21 protein-coding genes and 1 pseudogene are annotated in these 19042 nt (G+C 39.4%); 17 read left to right on the top strand and 5 right to left on the bottom strand.

The features are described 5' to 3' along the window. The first annotated feature begins 265 nt into the window (after positions 1-265). The 4 genes from dynA (at position 266) to JOC74_RS04245 (ending at position 5324) form a co-directional block, all read left to right on the top strand. Positions 266-3880, top strand: a complete 3615-nt coding sequence (gene dynA / locus JOC74_RS04255) for a dynamin GTPase (protein WP_053603120.1) — start codon at positions 266-268, stop codon at positions 3878-3880. A gap of 24 nt (positions 3881-3904) precedes the next feature. Continuing rightward, on the top strand, positions 3905-4165 hold the full coding sequence (locus tag JOC74_RS04250; RefSeq protein ID WP_053603119.1) for a DUF2533 family protein: 261 nt from the start codon (positions 3905-3907) through the stop codon (positions 4163-4165). A gap of 65 nt (positions 4166-4230) precedes the next feature. Further along, positions 4231-4356 carry a protein YpzF gene (gene ypzF / locus JOC74_RS23835; protein WP_264080167.1) on the top strand — a complete coding sequence of 42 codons (126 nt, stop codon included), beginning with the start codon at positions 4231-4233 and terminating at the stop codon, positions 4354-4356. A 77-nt stretch (positions 4357-4433) separates the two neighbouring features. Next, positions 4434-5324, top strand: coding sequence for a 5'-3' exonuclease (locus JOC74_RS04245; RefSeq protein WP_082363823.1), 891 nt, complete (start codon positions 4434-4436; stop codon positions 5322-5324). A gap of 12 nt (positions 5325-5336) precedes the next feature. Here JOC74_RS04245 and sspL read toward each other — a convergent pair whose 3' ends face one another. Both sspL and JOC74_RS04235 read right to left on the bottom strand, forming a co-directional pair. After that, positions 5337-5477, bottom strand: coding sequence for a small, acid-soluble spore protein L (gene sspL / locus JOC74_RS04240; RefSeq protein ID WP_053603117.1), 141 nt, complete (start codon positions 5475-5477; stop codon positions 5337-5339). Positions 5478-5521: 44 nt separating this feature from the next. Next, positions 5522-5914 carry a ribonuclease HI family protein gene (locus JOC74_RS04235; protein ID WP_053603116.1) on the bottom strand — a complete coding sequence of 131 codons (393 nt, stop codon included), beginning with the start codon at positions 5912-5914 and terminating at the stop codon, positions 5522-5524. 179 nt (positions 5915-6093) lie between these two features. Between JOC74_RS04235 and JOC74_RS04230 the strand changes: the two are divergent. From JOC74_RS04230 to JOC74_RS04220, 3 genes and pseudogenes are all read left to right on the top strand, one after another. After that, a pseudogene (locus tag JOC74_RS04230) lies at positions 6094-6769 on the top strand (reverse transcriptase-like protein). After that, positions 6766-6969, top strand: a complete 204-nt coding sequence (locus tag JOC74_RS04225) for a zinc-finger domain-containing protein (RefSeq protein WP_053603114.1) — start codon at positions 6766-6768, stop codon at positions 6967-6969. Before JOC74_RS04230 ends, JOC74_RS04225 begins: the two are co-directional and overlap by 4 nt. 226 nt (positions 6970-7195) lie before the next feature. Next, positions 7196-7381 (top strand): hypothetical protein, encoded by a 186-nt coding sequence (locus JOC74_RS04220; protein WP_053603113.1) that lies wholly within the window; start codon positions 7196-7198, stop codon positions 7379-7381. An 89-nt stretch (positions 7382-7470) separates the two neighbouring features. On the opposite strand, the gene cspD is transcribed toward JOC74_RS04220, so the two are convergent. The 3 genes from cspD to metA all read right to left on the bottom strand — a co-directional run bounded on the left by cspD (position 7471) and on the right by metA (position 10195). After that, positions 7471-7671, bottom strand: coding sequence for a cold-shock protein CspD (gene cspD / locus JOC74_RS04215; RefSeq protein WP_003153604.1), 201 nt, complete (start codon positions 7669-7671; stop codon positions 7471-7473). A 235-nt stretch (positions 7672-7906) separates the two neighbouring features. Further along, entirely contained in the window at positions 7907-9055 is a 1149-nt protein-coding gene (locus JOC74_RS04210; RefSeq protein ID WP_053603112.1) for a diglucosyl diacylglycerol synthase, read from the bottom strand. A gap of 231 nt (positions 9056-9286) precedes the next feature. Continuing rightward, a complete protein-coding gene (gene metA, locus JOC74_RS04205; RefSeq protein ID WP_053603111.1) occupies positions 9287-10195 on the bottom strand; it encodes a homoserine O-acetyltransferase MetA in 909 nt (302 codons plus the stop codon). A gap of 255 nt (positions 10196-10450) precedes the next feature. Between metA and JOC74_RS04200 the strand changes: the two genes are divergently transcribed. From JOC74_RS04200 to JOC74_RS04160, 10 genes are all read left to right on the top strand, one after another. Then, positions 10451-10942, top strand: coding sequence for a glutathione peroxidase (locus JOC74_RS04200; RefSeq protein ID WP_053603110.1), 492 nt, complete (start codon positions 10451-10453; stop codon positions 10940-10942). Beyond that, positions 10939-11061, top strand: a complete 123-nt coding sequence (locus JOC74_RS23825; protein ID WP_264080166.1) for a hypothetical protein — start codon at positions 10939-10941, stop codon at positions 11059-11061. The genes JOC74_RS04200 and JOC74_RS23825 overlap by 4 nt, the downstream gene beginning before the upstream one ends. A 264-nt stretch (positions 11062-11325) precedes the next feature. Continuing rightward, a complete protein-coding gene (locus JOC74_RS04195; RefSeq protein WP_053603108.1) occupies positions 11326-12462 on the top strand; it encodes a conserved virulence factor C family protein in 1137 nt (378 codons plus the stop codon). Positions 12463-12823: 361 nt separating this feature from the next. After that, complete coding sequence (gene ilvD, locus JOC74_RS04190; RefSeq protein ID WP_053603107.1) at positions 12824-14533, top strand: dihydroxy-acid dehydratase; 1710 nt, start codon at positions 12824-12826, stop codon at positions 14531-14533. 69 nt (positions 14534-14602) lie between these two features. After that, positions 14603-15037 carry a BrxA/BrxB family bacilliredoxin gene (locus JOC74_RS04185; RefSeq protein WP_053603106.1) on the top strand — a complete coding sequence of 145 codons (435 nt, stop codon included), beginning with the start codon at positions 14603-14605 and terminating at the stop codon, positions 15035-15037. Positions 15038-15072: 35 nt separating this feature from the next. Next, a complete protein-coding gene (locus JOC74_RS04180; RefSeq protein WP_053606012.1) occupies positions 15073-15840 on the top strand; it encodes a class I SAM-dependent methyltransferase in 768 nt (255 codons plus the stop codon). A gap of 225 nt (positions 15841-16065) precedes the next feature. Next, positions 16066-16662 carry a YpjP family protein gene (locus tag JOC74_RS04175; protein WP_053603105.1) on the top strand — a complete coding sequence of 199 codons (597 nt, stop codon included), beginning with the start codon at positions 16066-16068 and terminating at the stop codon, positions 16660-16662. Between the two features lie 16 nt (positions 16663-16678). Continuing rightward, the gene (locus tag JOC74_RS04170; protein ID WP_053603104.1) at positions 16679-17218 is read left to right on the top strand and encodes a phosphatidylglycerophosphatase A family protein; all 540 of its coding nucleotides are present in this window, start codon (positions 16679-16681) and stop codon (positions 17216-17218) included. Positions 17219-17430: 212 nt separating this feature from the next. Further along, positions 17431-18390: a thymidylate synthase gene (locus JOC74_RS04165; RefSeq protein WP_098945293.1), complete on the top strand. Its 960-nt coding sequence runs from the start codon at positions 17431-17433 to the stop codon at positions 18388-18390. 22 nt (positions 18391-18412) lie between these two features. Beyond that, positions 18413-18904 carry a dihydrofolate reductase gene (locus JOC74_RS04160; RefSeq protein WP_053603102.1) on the top strand — a complete coding sequence of 164 codons (492 nt, stop codon included), beginning with the start codon at positions 18413-18415 and terminating at the stop codon, positions 18902-18904. Positions 18905-19042 lie beyond the last annotated feature (138 nt).

Raw genomic sequence — 19042 nt, 5'->3', positions numbered from 1 at the left:
ATGATTATCATTAATGATAAGATGTTTGTAATTATTATTTCAAAGGGAAGGTGGAAGCATGATCGCGTTTTTTCTCAGCTTTGCCGTAATTGCTTACAGCCTTTTAACCGGTCTAGTTTTAAAAAAAGTATCAAAACGAACCATTCAATAAAAACTGCCGATGGCGGTTTTTTCTTTTGGAAGAAAATAATCTAATTTTTGTGTAAAATAAAACATAAGGAGAAATCCTGCAAACGGGGAATCAGGGAAAAGGGGATAGATAGAGATGACAAATACGCGTACAGAGGATGCGCTCGCATGGAAAACAGGCATCCTTTATGACGAGCTAATAAATAACGGAGATCACGAACGTGCCAAACAGCTCGGATTCATCATGAATAAAGAAAGCAGCAGGGAAATTTATATTGCTTTTGCTGGGCATTATTCTGCCGGTAAATCTTCACTGATCAATTCTCTGCTGAATGAAAATGTTTTGCCTTCTGGTCCGATTCCGACAAGTGCTAATCTGGTAAAGGTAAAAAAGGGGGAGCCGCAGGTTACTCTTTTTACGTCTGACGGAGAATGCTTCGGCATGAAAGGCCGCTATGAAAAAGAAAAGGTTCAAGCGTATTGCAAAAATGGAGCACAGGCCGAAATTGTCGAGATTTCCGGAGAATTTGCAGCTTTGGGTGATCGAGCGGTGATGATTGATACGCCTGGAATTGACTCGACTGACCACACTCATTTTGCTCATGCCAAATCAATTTTATATCAAGCAGATGCACTGTTCTATGTTGTCCACTACAATCATGTTCATTCCGAAGAAAACATCAGGTTTTTACACTACATTCAAGACAAAATTCCAAGTATCTATTTTATTGTAAATCAAGTCGATCGCCATGACGAGAGCGAAACTTCCTTCGAAGCTTATAAAAATCAAGTGATTGATATGCTTAGGAACGAAGGTATAAAGAAAGAACATCTGTTTTTCACGTCAGTAACCGAACCGGATTTTCCCTTAAATGAAATGGAAAATCTAAAAAAAGAGCTTTCCATCGTCCAGAATCAAACGGATGAAAAAAGGCGCTTCTATACAGAGACGAAAATAACGAATGTTCTTAATGAACATATCGAGCAGGTACTTCAGACGGATGGGAATCTGGAGGAGCTTCAAAAGCAGATCACCGACATAAAGAAGCAATTAGAAGCAATTGAAGAAAAATTGGATGATGTATCAAGTAATGCTGCCGATACATACGAGTTGTTAAAGGCTGAAGCAAACAAAGTCATCAGCAATGCAAATCTTACACCTTTTGAACTGAGGGAAAAAGCAAGCATGTATCTTGAATCGCTGTTGCCGAATTTCAAAAAAGGGTTGTTCTTCTCGAAAGCTAAAACGTCAGCAGAAAAACAGGCGAGATTTGAAAACCTTTTTGCAGAGTTGAAGGAACGCGTCCGTGCAGAAATGGATTGGCACCTGGTCGATCTATTGAAAAATGCAATGGAAAGCTATTACGTTAGAGATGAACAATTGAAAGCAAAAGTGATTTCATACGAAACAGAGGTTTTAAAAAGCGATCTTTTAAAAGCGGTTACACCTGGGACTCACGTTTCGAGTGAATATGTGATGAATTATTCAAGTGAACTCGCCGACATTTTGAAGAGGAAAGGAAAACATGCTGTAAACGATTTGTTAAACAGCTTCAATGAGCATGCATCCAGCAAAATAAGGGAGAAATCCACATTATTAAATAATGAGTGGCTGCATAACAAAGGCAAGCTGGAAGAAATGGAAGCAGCGTTTCAACGTCAAATGGAGTTGAAGGAGAAAAGCACGAACATTTTGGATGTATGGAATAACCCATTAGAAAGTATTCCTGATATGAATCCACGTTGGTTCCAAACCAATTATCGTCTAACAAATATACCAGAGTCGGAAAAAAATGTTCCGGTAGTTAAGCATCATGAACCGGTGCATGAACGAGGACACATCAAAGAGAGTGAAAATAAGCAGCTTCCTGTTCAAAACTATCTTAATTTATTCGAAAATCTGGCGTGTTCAATAGCGGAAGTTGACCTTATCAAGAGCCAATGGACGAACTTTTATCAGAAAACAGAGCGGCTCAAGACGAAACAGTTTACGATCGCGTTATTTGGTGCCTTCAGTGCAGGGAAATCCTCTTTTGCCAATGCGCTGCTCGGAGAAAAAATTCTACCTTCGTCTCCGACTCCGACGACAGCAACGATAAACAAGATCGTCAAGCCTGTTCATTCTCATCAGAATAGAACGGCAGAGATTGTATTCAAATCAGTCGAAGAAATAGAGCAAGAACTGGTGAATCTGACAGATGGGAAGTTTTCCCCTGAAAAAAAGCGCTCATTTGAAGAGAGTGTAAGCCGATTGATAAAACAACGCAAGCTTTCAACCGATCAAAATACTATCGTTTCAAACTTTCTTACTGCCTTTCAAGCGTTTAAGGAGCCGATTTCAAACAACAAGAAATTGATTGTAAATACAGGGGAGCTCTTTCCATTTGTGGCAGATGAACACGTATCCTGTGCCGTAAAAGAAGTCACAGTTTACATATCAGCTCCGATTACTGAAAAAGGAATTAAACTCGTTGATACCCCGGGAGCAAGCAGTATAAATAAACGCCACACAGAAGCAGCCTTTCAGTATATGAGTGAAGCGGATGCTATCGTTTATGTAACGTATTATCAGCATTCCTTTTCAAGAGCGGATCGTTCATTTATCAGGAAGCTTGGTCTCGTACAGGATTCATTAGGCTCGGACAAAATGTTTTTTGTCATTAATGCATCAGACCTCGCCCAAAATGAAGAGGAATTGGACATCGTATTGCATTATGTCAAAGGCGAGTTGGGTAAAGAAGGGATATCCCAAGCAAATCTTTACCCGGTATCAAGCAAGCACATGTTAGAGGGGACAAATGCGGATTCTGTCAATCAATTTCGTGAACTCGAGTCCCATCTTTACCAATTTATCGAGCAAGATTTGGCAAGAGCTTCAATCGAACAATTGATAAAAGACGGTAAGAACATGTGCGAAACGGTTTTTCGCTTGAATGATTCTCTAAATAAATCCGAAGAAGATAAACGAGCTGAAATAATAAACATGAAAGAGCAGCTCGCTCAATTGGCTCAACATGCAGAAATGCTAAGGAAGTCTACAATTATAAAAGAGCTGGCAATTAAGGATATGAGCGAGCAGCTTTACCATATCCAGCGCAGAATTTCATTTTTTGCGAATGATCTTATCAAATCTGAATTTCATCCAGGCATGCAAAACGGCAGCTGGCAGGAAAATTGTAAAAGCGCATTGAGAAGATGCATCTCAGCATACGAATCAGAGTTTTATCAGGAAATGAAAGCTTTCGAACTTCGGCTGAATGCATTTTTTGAAAAACATGTTGATGCTGAGTGGATTCAAGCATTACAATGGAAGGCAGAAAGCTTTGAGGTATCTTTCTTTTCGATCACTCTTGAACCCAGAACCCTTCAGCAGAACAGCTCGTTGCAAATGATTGAGCCAACTGTTGAAATAACAGAGATAGAAGAAGTGTTAAAAATGATCAAAAGCCCGAGGTCATTTTTGGATCTGAAAGGGAAAGCTTTGTTTGTCGAGGCTCTACGCGAGAAGCTGTCACTTGCCGCAGGACAGTGGATTCAAGAAGCAAAACTGTCTATTGCGGATGAATTAGCTAAGCGGACTGAGCATTTGCAAGCAGAACTTGCGAAAGAAGCTTACCGGCAAATGAACGAGCAAGCCTCATCTTATGAAAAAGCAATCGAAGATATAAAAGAAGCAAAAACGTTAAAGCAAGCCGCATCATTTTGCAAGTCATGGCTGGAAAAGCTCCGACAGATGCACGTAAACGCGTAAATTTACCAAGGAAGGAAGAACAATATGGCAGAAGTACATGCTGCAATTACCGCACATTCAACTCGTCAAAACAAAATTGTCCGAACATTTTTTCTGCTTGATCAAAAAAGAGAGGCAGCGATTGAAGAAGCGATCAGAAAATGCAAACGAAAGGAAAGCTTCACAGTTGATCAGATCAATGAGATTACGATAGAGATGAGAAAGCTTTCCTCAACCGGAATCGTCCCTGTCAGACAATTGGTAACAAAAGAAATGGTGGCTGAGTACGTTAATCAAAAGCAATGATTTCCATCAAGTTTTCTCGTTCTTTTGGAAATACTAACGGTATCCTTACAAAAGGGGGAGAAAAAATGGGTCGTACAAAACCGGCAAATAAAAACGCCATGCAAAATAATAATGAAAAAAAGAAGAACCTGGAAAATTCCGGTTCATATGCGGAAAGAGAAGTCGCGAAGCTTTCCTCTTCCAATAAATAAGTGAAAGACAGCTCTGGGAAAGGGAGCTGTTTTTCTTTGTTGCCGATGTGGTAAAATAGGCGGAGGAGGAGATTTATGTGAAAAAGAACGTATTACTTGTTGACGGAATGGCTTTGCTGTTTCGCTCGTTTTTTGCAACTGCCGTTCATCGGAATTTTATGATTAATGATAAAGGGATTCCTACGAACGGAGTGAATGGTTTTTTAAAGCATTTGCTAACTGCTTTGAAAACATTTGAACCAAGCCACGTGCTTTGCTGCTGGGATATGGGCAGCAAAACTTATCGAAATGACATATATGAACATTATAAATCAAATCGAAACCTGCCTCCTGAGGAATTGATTCCCCAATTTGATTTAGCCAAAGAAGCTGCTGAAAAGCTGGGAATAAAAAATATCGGACTAGCCGGTTTCGAAGCGGATGACTGTATCGGGACACTCTCTACTCTTTTTTCTGCAGAAGCAGATGTCACAATATTAACTGGTGACCGTGACCTTTTGCAGATGCTGACTGACAATGTATCAGTTGCGTTACTGCAAAAAGGAATCGGGAATTACAAAATTTATCAGGCGGAAGAATTTCGATTGGAGACAGGAATCGAGCCGAAAGCGCTGATTGATGTAAAAGCATTAATGGGGGATACGAGTGATAATTATCCCGGAGTAAGAGGAATAGGGGAGAAAACGGCATATAAGCTGATTCAAACGTATAAAACCATCGATGCTCTGCTTGCAAACCTCCACGAGCTGACAAAAGGCCAGCAAACAAAAATAAATGAATGCCTAAGTGATCTGCACTTGTCCAGACAGCTTGCAGAAATTAAGTGTGACGTACCTGTCGCATGTGTGCTCGCGGATGCTGAATTACGTTTATTATTCGATGAAGCTTTGGAAATGTTAAGTGACCATCAGATAAAAGGCATCGAGCCATTTCTATTTAAATTAGAACGTTATCGGGAGATCAGCTAAGTACTGATCCCTTTAACGCTTCGTATTGCTTTTTTTTGCTTTTTGCTCCAACTCACTTTTGGGATCGGTATGTGCACTTCCTGTAATTTCTCCTTGTGGAGGGATCCCGCCGGTTACTTTGCCTTTATCTTCTGGGCTTTGGTCTGCAGCCATGATTATCACCTCATGACTTAGCATTGCCAGTTTTCGTGAAAATACTATTCATTCATCCGGATGGCTTTCTTTGCCAGGGCGTCTGCGTGCGGGTTTTGTTTCGTCGGAATCCACTTGATGAAAAAGAGATCAAAGTGTTTTTTTAAAGAAATAATTTTCTCAAGATAAGGCATATACGATTTGTTTTTCGTAAATTCCTGGTCAACAGCACGTTCCACCAGCTCAGAATCGGTTCGAAAAGACACAGAAGTTATTTCTTTGCTAATACAAAGTTCCATTCCTTTGATCACTGCCATAAATTCTGCTTCGTTGTTATTGGTGATTCCAATCGGCAGGGAATAGGATTCGCTGCCATGAGGAGTTTTTAAATATATGCCGACTCCGGAAAAGCCCGGGTGACCAGCACTTGCTCCATCCACATATACTTCAATAAACATAGCTTTATCCTTTCATTTTTAAATTCCTTTTTGCATAACCTATAGACATCCTAACGATAATAAGACGGTCATTTACTTTAATAAAAAGAAAAACAATGGTAAAATAAAGGATCGTATAATCATCATATTTCTACGATTATAGCACAGTCATCCGCCTGAAGATGAATGGGGGAAAGAAAATGAAGCTCCGAATAAGCATAGTGCTAAAAATTCCCGGGGTGGAACCGATCCCGTTTACAGCAGATGAATGGCTGGAAACAGAGGATGCGTTAGCTGCGGCTGCCGCTCTTTCAAAAAAACATTGATCACCTGACCTTTGAAGATGAAAAAGGCGCGGTATGGACCGTTAAAGAGCTGGAAAAGCTAAAAGAGGAATTAGCAGACGAACCTGATGAGATCACAATTTTCTTTGATGGAAGCTATGACAAAGAAAGCGGGCTTGCCGGAGTTGGATACGCCATCTACTTTAAGCAGCATGGTGAAAGGTTTCGGATTCGCAAAAATAAAAGCATTTATGTCGATACGAATAATGAAGCAGAGTATGCTGGATTATATGAAGCGTTAGAGGAACTTAAAGCCATTGGCACGAGCAGGAATTCTGTTACGATTAAAGGGGATTCTCTTGTCGTATTGAATCAGTTAAAAGGTGACTGGCCCTGTTATGACAAGGTTCATTCCAGGTGGCTGGACCGTATAGAAAATTGCATCGAATCTATGCGGATCAGTCCAGCATACGAGGTAATACCAAGAAAAGAAAACAGTGAGGCTGACGATCTGGCAAAAAAAAGCATCAACCAAATCTACATTAAAAGCCGTATTAAAATAGAGGAAAACATTGGAGATGGTGAAAATTGAAAAACAAGGAGATATATAAAGAATTAACCGAACTGAACGATACGTATTGCCGCGATTGCTTTGTCAAAAAACATTTTCGCAAAGAATATGGAAAAACTGTTGCTCATTCATTTTGCATAACGAAATGTACGGTAGGGGAAAAACTGAGGGATTACGGAAAGATGCTGACAAACGAATCGGTAAAAATTAATAAGATATAGGATCAAAAGGGCATGCTATTACAGCATATGCCCTTTTTTGTTTATCTAAAAAATCATTATAAGGTTATGATCCACCGCGCAGGCGGGACTTTCCAATCATGAAAACAAACATCACAAAAGTTGTTTCAAATGAATTTCATTTATACATACTTTAATTAAACAAAATGTGAGATAATGGAATAGGAAAATACGAGACGAATGACCTATAAATGAAAGGAGTTTAGTCATGGAAGAAAAGGAGCTAAAAAAAATACTGAACAATACGTTTACTGAAATATATAAAGACATCGAAAAGATAGTGGAAATAGCTAAATTCAGCAAGCCTTCTTTGGAAAAAGAAATGGAAGAGGCCGAACAGCGCCTGAAGCAAAATATAGTGGCTATTGAGATACATTTGAAAACGAAACCGTAAGTCGGGGTGCAGAAGTTCAGAAAATAAAATAAGAGAGGCAGCAGCCTCCCTTTTTTATTGGTTGTTTATAAGATGTTATTTTGTAACGCTTAAAGCTTTACTACATTAGATGCTTGAGGGCCACGATTCCCTTCAACGATCTCAAAAGAAACCTCTTGTCCTTCTTCTAATGATTTGTATCCTTCACCTTCAATAGCAGTGAAATGTACGAATACGTCATCTCCGCCTTCAACTTCAATAAATCCGAAACCTTTTTCATTGTTGAACCATTTTACTTTACCGTTTTGCATATTGCATAATCCTCCTAGTACTGTAGCACAAGTCGTGCTAAAAAAAATTTTCACCATTTAATGCTATCGCCTAAATGATATGTTTAAACTATACAGTATTTACCGATCAAAGTCAAGTTGTCAAGAGGTAAAATACGATAAAATAACGATAATTTTCTATTACAGCAGAAAATTTCGCGATATGCCAGCAAAAGAAAAGGCTCCCCTTCACCTAAAGAGGGGAGCCTTTTTCTGACTAAACGAGAGCTCTTTCTCTGTATCTGCTATATACTTTATCTGATTCATTGATGATGTCAATGAGGATCGTTTCAGCTGAATTTTTAGAATGCAGACTTTTGATATTCTTTTTCATTTGCTCTAATCGTTTTTCGTCAGAAAGCAGGGAAGCAACTGCATGAAGTATTTCTTCATGGCGGTTTACAACGATCGCCGCGCCTTTCTCTTCGAAAAACAGCGCATTTTCTTTTTCTTGCCCGGGCACTGGTTTGTATAGGATGACAGGTACGCCGAGTGCTGAAGCTTCGGTTAACGTAATCCCGCCCGGTTTGGTAATCATGCAATCTGTGACTCTGAACAACTCATCAATTCGCTCAACGTAGCCAAGAATCTTAATTTTCTGAGGGTATGCCCGTCTGATTTCTTCAAGAGAATCTTTAAGAGCGGTATTTTTCCCGCAGACGACAATGATTTGGACATCATCGTTCTTTGCAAGCGTCTCACATAATTCCTTGGCATTTTTCAAGACTCCATGAGCGCCTGCCATAATCAAGAGATTTTTTTTACTTGGATCAAGCTGATATTTTGTATAGATATCAGCCGTGGGAACTGTTTCTTCAAACTGTGAACGGATAGGAATTCCAGTGATCTTTATATCATTCGGATGAGTGCCGATTTCTATTAGTTTTTCTTTTACGTAGTCAGTAGCTACATAATATTTATCAATATTTTCATGAACCCAGATTTTATGAAGGCAAAAGTCTGTCAATACGTTAAACGTTGGAATCACTCTACCCGTTTTTCTCCTGTATTCCGGAACAACAATCATCGGAAACGTGTTAATAATAATATCGGGCTTGTGCTTTCTTACTAAATAGTCAAGCTGTTTGTTCCCCACTTTGTAATAGAGGTTAAATTTTCTCTTATTGTACATCTTATCTACACCATAATAAAATAGGCGATAGAATTGCTTCCCGATGGAAAAGCTTTTCAAGTACAGAAACTGCGTGATTTCTGAGAAAATTGGATTTGATTCTTCATATAAATTAGAAACTACTACATTGTTAAATCCAAGCCTTTCACATTCTTTATGCAAGGTTTTTGCTACCTGCATATGGCCGTTTCCGTAGTTAGCAGTTAACAATAGAATTTTTTTATCGGTCTTCAACATTTTCACCTCAATCTAATCAACAACAAGAGCTTATGGAATAAAGTTTTAATAGATGATACATATAAGATAGCATATTAACCTCATTAAAAATATTAACATAACCTAAATTTTTATGAAAATAAAATATTAAATAGGAAAAAGTTCACTATAATTGCTTTTGGAAATGCGATCCAACTGTATTTTAACATAGTATCATTTTAATGCATCGGACCTAGGGCCAATAAAATTTCATTTCCAGTCGTACGGTGTTTCCTGATAGACGTAATAATTTAACCAATTCATAAATAATAATGTCGCATGTGACTTCCAGCGGTTAACCGGAACTTGTTTACCGTCGATTTCCTTAAGATAATGTTTCGGCGGAGAGATGGGAACTTCCTTCTTCAAATCCCTTTCATACTCTTCTAATAAGGTCGTTGTATCATATTCGGGATGACCTGTTAAAAATACCTGCTTTTCATCGTCGGATGCAATCAAGCAAACGCCAGCTTCTTGTGAAACACTGAGAAGTTTTAAGCCAGGCACCTTTTTAATGTCCTCTATACTTATATCAGTATGCCGGGAATGTGGGACATAGTATACTTCATCAAATCCTCGTACCAATCGTTCATTTTTTTCAAGCAAATCGTGTTCGAAAACACCAAAAAGTTTTTTGGGAAGCATCTTCTTATCTATTCCATAATGGTGATACAGTCCGGCTTGAGCGCCCCAGCAAATATGAAAGGTAGAAGTGACGTGTTCCTTACTCCAATCCATAATCTCCTTTAACTCTTCCCAATAGGACACATGGTCATAGGGCAAATGCTCAATCGGGGCGCCGGTAATAATCATTCCATCAAACTTTTTATCACGGATCTGTTCAAACGTCGTATAAAAATCGTTTAGATGCTGCTGTGACGTATTTTTAGGAGTGTGAGTGCTGGGAATTAAGAATGTAAAGTGTACTTGTAATGGTGAATTCCCAAGCAATCGCAGCAGCTGTGTTTCAGTCTTGATTTTCTGCGGCATTAAATTAAGAATAACAATATTTAAAGGACGTATGTCCTGGTGAAATGCTCTTTGATCTTCCATAACAAAGATGTTTTCACTTTCAAGAATTTGTTTTGCCGGCAAATGAGCCGGTATATTGATAGGCAAGGTGCACCCTCCTTTGATGTGTCAGGTTTTCTTCATTATAGGAATTTTCCTTTGACATTTCAATCATATAAGGCACAACACCCAGCTTAAACACGTGTATCCTTTCAAAACTCCACTACTTAGACGAAAGAATTACAGACTTCGTTTCGATTACATTTATTTTTTTGTTTTTACTCGGATAATTGTTTGTTCCTTAAAAAGAAAATAGTAAAATATTACATGGATGTCATACCATGAATCGAAGGAGGATCAGTGATGTCAATTTATCACATATCTGTTCAAACGATTGACGGAAAAGAAATAAAGATGGAGCATTATAGGGGAAAGGTGCTTCTTATCGTCAATACGGCAAGCAAGTGCGGGTTCACGCCCCAATATAAAGAGCTTCAGGAGCTCTACGAAAACTACCGGGAAGAAGGTCTGGAAATACTCGGATTTCCCTGTAATCAATTTATGAGCCAAGAACCCGGGAGCGAAGAGGAAATTCAAGAATTTTGCAGCTTGAACTACGGAGTTACTTTTCCGCTGTTTAAAAAAATAGACGTCAATGGTGAGAAGGCTCATCCGCTTTACAAAAAATTAGCAAATGATGCAAAAGGAGTACTCGGTTCTAAAGCGATAAAGTGGAATTTCACAAAATTCCTGGTGGACAAACAGGGAGAAACAGTGAAGCGATATTCACCAAATACGAAGCCTAAGGAGCTTGAAAAGGAAATAGAAGCGTTATTGTCTGAGAGTGTAGCATGACAGAAAACGTTATGCCGACACAAATTAAAGCAGTTGAAGATTGGATCAAAAATGAGCTAAAAGGAGAAAATAGCGGCATTGATTGGTTCCATTCCATATATCAAGGGCTCGCAAAATGAGTAAGCCATTGCAAAGAAACAACAAGCAGACCCCTTCATAATTGACGGCAGCAAAGGACATGCATTGTATGATGATGGACAACTTCTGGAAAACGGGCAAGGAGTCATCAGCCATTTTTATGATAAACTATTATTGCTAAAAAAACTTATGAATACAAAAACTGCGTACGCCATTGCTGAAAGAAGGCACTCATTTATGATACAGTTCTTAAATGAGTTTGATGAAGAATGTATGTACGAAAAAGAAAAAAGGGGGATATCTACATGAAGATTACTTCTATTGAACCAACACCGAGCCCTAATACGATGAAAATTAATTTATCGGAAGAGCTGCCTGGCGGAACCAGTAATAATTATAAAAAAGAGCAAATGGAGCACGCACCTCTCATTATTCAAAATATATTAAACGTAGAAGGAGTTAAAGGAGTGTATCATGTTGCCGACTTCCTGGCAGTTGAAAGAAATGCAAAATACGATTGGAAAACGATTCTTCCTAACGTAAGAGCAGCCTTCAATCAGGATTCTGAAGAAGAGGAAGCAGTTACGGGTACAATCGATGATTCATATGGCGAAGTAAAGGTCTTTGTTCAAATGTTTAACGGAATTCCAATACAGGTGAAATTGTCAGATGGCGAGCAGGAAAAAAGGTTTGGACTTCCCGATCGATTCCAAAATGCCATTTTAAAACTAAAAGACACTTCTCCGAATGTTGTGCTAGATCGCAGCTGGAAAGAACAAGGAGTCAGATACGGAGATTTTTCAGACATCGGGACGGATGTTGTCGAAGAGTTACAGGCAGCATACAGTGATGAAAGGCTTACGCAGCTTGCAGAAGCAGCTTCATCCGAGACGCCGGAAAGCAAGCAGCCGAAAAGAAAATCGTACAAGGTTACTGTCGGTATGATGGAAGAGAAGGATTGGAAAGCAAGATATGCCCATCTCGACCAGATGAATCCTACAAGCTCGGACTTGCCTGTCCTTACTATGGCGTTAAACGATGAGAAAACTAGCATCAGAAGGCTTGCGACGGTCTATATCGGAATGCTTGAAACAGAGGATATTTTACCGCTGCTTTATAAAGCAATGGAAGATAAAACGGTAACCGTTAGAAGAACTGCCGGTGATTGCTTATCAGATATCGGTAATCCACTGGCGATTCCTTCAATGGTCAAAGCTTTGAAAGATCCCAGCAAGCTTGTTCGCTGGCGAGCTGCTATGTTTTTGTATGAAGTTGGCGACGAAACAGCACTTGAAGGTCTAAAAGCTGCCGAAGACGATCCGGAGTTCGAAGTGAGCCTCCAAATCAAAATGGCGATCGAACGCATTGAACATGGGGAAGAAGCGAAAGGCTCTGTATGGAAGCAAATGACTGAAAGCAGAAAACAAGAGAACAATGGATAGTTGAAGCATTCGCAGTTGCCTGCCCAGATGATGTTATTGGCAATTAGTGTACGAAGGCTAAAACCTTAATCGATCTTTTGTTAAAAGTCCATTTGCTTGAAGGATGATTTTATAATTTCAAAAAAATAATCTTGTGAGAAAACCTATCGATATTATTTGCCTTACCCATGGAATTCATTATGAAGTAAACTTCTTAATATCAAAGAAAAAATATCCAATATTCAATTCATGAAACAAACATTTCGTTCTCTATTATGATTGAACGAAATGTTTTTTCTGAAAAATATACTGAATATTATTGATAATCAAAATCAAAAATTATATAGTTAGTAGCAGTAACTATAGTAAGGAGTTTTAGATAATGGAAAAAGATTTGCGAATTCGCAGTAAAGTGATTAGTGATGATGTCAAGCGCGCTCCAAACCGGGCAATGCTTAGAGCCGTTGGTTTTAAGGACGAAGATTTCAAAAAACCGATGATTGGCATCGCAAGCACGTGGAGTGAAGTAACCCCGTGCAATATGCATATCGACGAGCTTGCCAGAAGCGCGAAAGCAGGCGCTAAGGATGCAGGGGGAGCACCTCTAATATTTAACACAATCACAGTAGCAGACGGTATTTCAATGGGAACCGAAGGCATGAGATATTCACTGCCAAGCCGTGAAGTCATTGCCGACAGCATTGAAACGGTTGTAGGCGGCGAAAGCTTAGATGCATTCGTGGCAATCGGAGGCTGTGACAAAAATATGCCAGGCTGTATGATTGCGATTTCGCGAAGCGAGGTTCCTGCTGTTTTTGTATATGGTGGAACGATCGCACCAGGAAAGCTGAAAGAAAAAGACATTGATATCGTTTCAGTATTCGAAGGAGTAGGAAAGCATAATAACCATGATATCGATGACCATGAATTAAAACAAATCGAATGCCATGCATGTCCAGGAGCCGGCTCTTGCGGTGGAATGTATACAGCCAATACGATGGCTTCTGCGATCGAAGCAATGGGAATGAGTCTTCCGGGAAGCTCATCTAATCCTGCAATTTCCGCTTATAAAAACGCGGATTGTAAAGCGGCAGGCGAAGCGGTGTACAAGCTCCTTGAAAAAGGAATCTATCCGAAAGATATCATGACAAAAGAAGCTTTTGAAAATGCGATCACAGTCGTTATGGCTTTAGGCGGCTCAACAAATGCCGTGCTACATTTACTAGCAATTGCACATGCTATAAAGGTTGACTTGACTCTTGATGACTTTATCCGGATGCAAAAGAAGGTTCCACACATTGCTGACCTGAAGCCGAGCGGACAGTATGTCATGCAGGATTTGCATGAAGCAGGCGGAGTTCCTGCTGTTATGAAACTGCTTTTAGAAAAGGGTTATTTGCACGGAGATTGCTTGACAGTAACCGGAAAAACAGTTGCCGAGAATTTAGCTGAATGTGAAGGTCTGAAGGAAGGACAGAAGGTCATTTATCCATTGGAAGCACCTTTGCGTAAGGACGGCCCTCTTGTTGTTCTGCGAGGTAATCTTGCTCCTGAAGGCGCGCTTGCTAAAGTATCTGGTTTGAAGGTGACCAAGCTGACAGGACCAGCAAAGGTTTATGATACAGAGGAAGAGGCAACAAACGCTGTTCTAAACGATGAAATTAAACCTGGTGATGTCCTTGTTATTCGCTATGAAGGACCAAAAGGCGGGCCTGGAATGCCGGAAATGCTTTCAATTTCTGCAATTCTCGTCGGAAAAGGACTTGGAAAAAATGTTGCTCTCTTGACAGATGGAAGATTTTCCGGAGGAACGCACGGTTTGGTCGTTGGCCATATTGCGCCGGAAGCACAGGTAGGCGGACCGATTGCGTTAATTCAAACAGGCGATATGATTACCGTTGATAGTGATAACAGAGTATTGAACGTGGCGTTGTCTGATGAGGAATTAGCAGAAAGAAGAAAATCGTTTAAAGCGCCTGAGCTTGTAAAACGCGGAGTCTTGGCGAAATATGCAAGAACGGTCTCATGCTCGTCAAAAGGTGCTGTAACTGATTTATTTGAAGAAGTACCGGAAAAAACTCCTGTAAAATAGAATATTTGAAAAAAGTTGCCCTCTATAGTATTCTTTACTCCAGTAAAAGAATACAAGGGGGTTTTTTTTATGTCTATGGCATATGAAGAATATATGCGCCAGCTCGTTATACCTATGAGGCAAGAGTTAACCTCAGCAGGGTTTGAAGAATTAACATCAAAAGAAGACGTGGAAGAATTTATGGAGTCGGTGAAAGGAACCACGCTCGTCGTAGTAAACTCTGTTTGCGGCTGTGCTGCTGGCTTAGCAAGACCAGCGGCGACAAGGGCTCTTGCTGACAGCAGTAAAAAACCTGACCACGCTGTTACTGTATTTGCAGGACAGGACAAAGAGGCAACTGAAAAAATGAGGGAATACTTTACAGGTTATGAGCCTTCATCTCCTTCAATGGCTCTTTTGAAAGACAATCAAGTGGTCCATTTTATTCCGCGCCATGAAATTGAAGGCCATGAGATGGAAACTATCATGGAAAATATTCAGTCCGCGTTTGAAGCACATTGCTAAACGTGTAAACTTACCTATTCGAGGCTTAAAAGATGATAATTACCACCAGCTACCGACCAAATGAAAATACCGTCTTGACGGCAGAAAACGCAAGCCGCTATTTTCATTCTAAATTTTTGAAACGAAATAAGAAGTCGGTTCAACAAATCATTCAAGAAGAAAATGATGATGTTTTGGTCATTGGGAATGAACGATTTGAATTGTACCCGATTAAAGGGGAGAAATTCTTCTTTCATCCCGGCTCTTCTTTATTTAGAGCGAAAAGATGGTTAAGGGGAGAAGAAGATCCATTCCTGATTGCGACTGAGCTTAAACGAGGTGACAGTCTTCTGGACTGTACGTTGGGGCTGGGGTCTGATGCAATTGTCGCAAGTCTGGCTGCTGGTAGAGAAGGGGCGGTTATCGGTCTTGAAAAAAGCCCGATACTCGCCTTTCTTGTGAGTACAGGGCTAACAAGTTGGGAAACGAATATTACAGAAGTAAATGAAGCTATGAGAAGAATTCAAGCAAAATCGGCAGACCACCTGGAATACCTTCGTCAGCTCCCAGACGAAGCTTTTGACGTTGTCTATTTTGATCCCATGTTTCACCAGCCGATTGAGCAATCGGAGGGCATCGCGCCGCTGCGGCTGTTTGCCGAGTATCAATTTCAACCTGAGAGCGTTTCTGAGGCGATTCGAGTTGCAAAAAGATCCGTTGTATTGAAGGATCATTGGAAAAGCCCACGGTTTAATCAGTTTGGATTTACCGTATATAAACGAAAAAGCTCCTTATTTCACTACGGGGTATTATTGAAAAAATAATTGGCTTAATCATCAATCAGTAACTTCCATGGCAATAAAATAGATCAATGTAAGCAGTGAAGCAGCAACAAACATAGCTTCCATTTTTTGTTCTCCTTTCTATTTGTTGATGCTATTGTAAACGTTTTATTCTTAAAAATAAAGATCCCTGGACCGCGAATGATGACTGAAAATTCGTTCTATGCTAAAATTAGCAGTAGATTACTAGGGAAGGAATACCCGGCTATGAAACTGTGGATGCGTAAGACGCTTGTTGTATTATTTACTATTACTACCTTTGGTTTGATTTCTCCGCCGCAAGCATTAATGTCGGACAAGCAGGCTGAGATTTCTCTGTCCAGACAAGAAAATGGTTCGCCAGTTGAAATTCTAAGCTCAATTGAAACAAAAACTCCCCCCGATCTTTCAAGTTTTGAAGACTATAAATCTTCTCTTTTGGAAGAAGTGGAAAACCAATCATTTATTAAATTCGGCACAAAAATCAGCCCAGTAATAGAAGATCATTACCGGTTGGTGATCCTTCCTAAAATAGAAAAGCAGATTATGAAAATAGTTGAAGAACGCAGTGATCATGATGCATTTCAATCAATTGCCATTACAGATAATCCGGATCCCGGCCGGAAAGAAAAAATATTTAACGTCTATAACATGAAAACTGGGGAGGACATCCTGAAATTTCATGTCAGGCTGGATCAGCCGCCTAAAGAAGGCTATTGGTTTAACTTTCATTATCATTTGGCCGATGATTCATTCCAAACCCATTATGAACTCGGCAGCATATATTGGGATCGAAATACCCCGCCAAAATGGATGAGCCATTAAAGGAGATGGAAGTCAAATGAAAAAATACACCATGAATGAAATGATTCAGACGACGAAAAACATGCTGAAAGAGCGGGGCGTTCATATAGAAGATATCGCAGCTATTGTTCAAAAGCTGCAGGAAAAGTACAATCCAACCTTGCCTCTTAGTGTATGTGTGGAAAATGTCGAAAAGGTCTTGCAAAAAAGGGAAATTATCCATGCTGTATTGACGGGTCTTGCTCTCGATCAGCTAGCTGAGCAAAGCCTTCTGCCTGAACCTTTGCAGCATCTCGTTGAAACAGATGAACCGCTTTATGGAATTGATGAAATCATACCGCTGTCCATCGTAAACGTCTATGGTTCAATTGGCCTGACCAATTTTGGCTATTTGGACAAAGAGAAAATCGGAATTATTAGAGATCTGGATGAAAGCCCAGAAGGTATCCATACGTTTTTAGACGATATTGTCGCAGCGCTCGCTGCTGCAGCGGCAAGCCGAATTGCTCACACCCATCAAAATCTTGAAGATGAAGAACAGGAACATCCTAAAGAGGATTTGATTCAAAAAAACTAATCGTCGATGACAAAAAACCAAAAATTATTTTGGTTTTTTTCTTGTTGGCAGCTGTAAAAAAAGATAAACTACTTAGAAGATGAGGGAAAAGAATTTTTTAGGATAAAGAAAAAAAAGGCGTTTTTATCCTTAGATCATAAAAAATGGAATGAACGAAGCCGTTTTGATTTTCCCGAATTCAACTGGGAAAAATGAAAGGGGAATGAATGTTTGTGAATAAAAATGAACATACATACTTAAATTTGTGTAAATATGTGATGGAAAATGGCGTAAGAAAAGAGGATCGAACCGGTACTGGTACAATTTCACTTTTTGGATATCAAATGAGATTTGATTTAAATGAAGGATTTCCTCTTTTAACAACTAAAAAAATCCCTTTCCGTTTGATTGCAAGTGAACTATTATGGTTTATTAAAGGTGAAACAAATATCAAATATTTGCTCCAACATAACAACAACATATGGAATGAATGGGCTTTTAAAAAATGGATTGAAAGTCCTGATTATAATGGCCCGGATATGACTGATTTTGGGCTGCGTTCACAATCGGATAGAGTATTTAAAAAGCAGTATGAAGATCAAATGGAACTTTTTAAAGAAAAAATTCTTACTGATGATAAATTTGCTGCCAAATACGGTGAATTAGGGAACGTCTATGGTAAACAATGGAGAGCTTGGGGAACTTCAACAGGTGAAACGATTGATCAACTTAAAAACGTAATTGAAACATTAAAGACCAATCCTGAATCAAGAAGATTAATCGTGTCGGCTTGGAATCCTGAGGATGTTCCGAACAATATGGCGTTACCTCCTTGTCACAGCATGTTTCAATTTTATGTATCTGAAGGAAAATTGTCTTGCCAGCTTTACCAAAGGAGCGGAGATATCTTTCTTGGCATTCCGTTTAATATCGCAAGTTATTCATTATTAACCCACTTGATCGCGCACGAATGTAACTTAGAGGTTGGAGAATTTATTCATACATTAGGAGACGCACATATTTATACAAATCATGTGGAACAGATTAAACTGCAGCTTTCTCGTGAGCCAAAGAAACTTCCTTCGCTAAAACTAAGTACTGAAAAAGGCTCAGTTTTTGATTTTGAAACAGAAGACATCGTAATTGAAGGATATGAATCTCATCCAGCTATAAAGGCACCAGTAGCTGTTTAATTGTAGAGAGGAATCAAAGCCAATGAAAGTATCAATAATTGTTGCAATGGATAAAAATCAAGTAATCGGAAAAGACAATAAGCTGCCTTGGAGATTGCCAAGAGAGTTACAGTATGTCAAAAAAACAACGATGGGTTGCCCAATCATCATGGGCAGAAAAAATTACGAGTCGATCGGAAGGCCGTTACCAGGCAGAAGAAACATTATTTTAACAAGGGAAAAAGATTATTCAGCAGAAGGATGCGAAATAGTCCATTCTGTTGAGGACGTTTTTAAAACATGTGAAGGGGAAGAAGAAATTTTCATTTTCGGTGGTGAGCAAATTTACCGCCTTTTCTTACCTTACACAGAAAAGCTATATATTACAAAGATTCATTATGAGTTTGAGGGAGACACATTCTTTCCCGAAATCGACTGGAACGAATGGGAGGAAGTATCTTCATTACAAGGGATAACAGATGAGAAAAATCCGTATACCTATTATTTTCATGTTTATGAAAGAGCCTGTCAGTGAAAAAGTTGTACAGAAGGCGGGGACTAAGCTCGCTTGATTAGTGAAACCTGTCTATTCTTTTTTGCAGAGGCAGGAGAGATTTTCCCTAAAAAAGATAATATTAACCAAAAAAAAGAACGTTTTGATACACGTTCTTTT

Origin of the sequence: Bacillus capparidis (assembly GCF_017832095.1) — a bacterium.
In the GTDB taxonomy this organism is placed as follows: domain Bacteria; phylum Bacillota; class Bacilli; order Bacillales; family Bacillaceae; genus Bacillus; species Bacillus gobiensis.
Note: the sequence above shows the minus strand (reverse complement) of the source record. Positions and strands in the feature narration are given on the sequence as shown.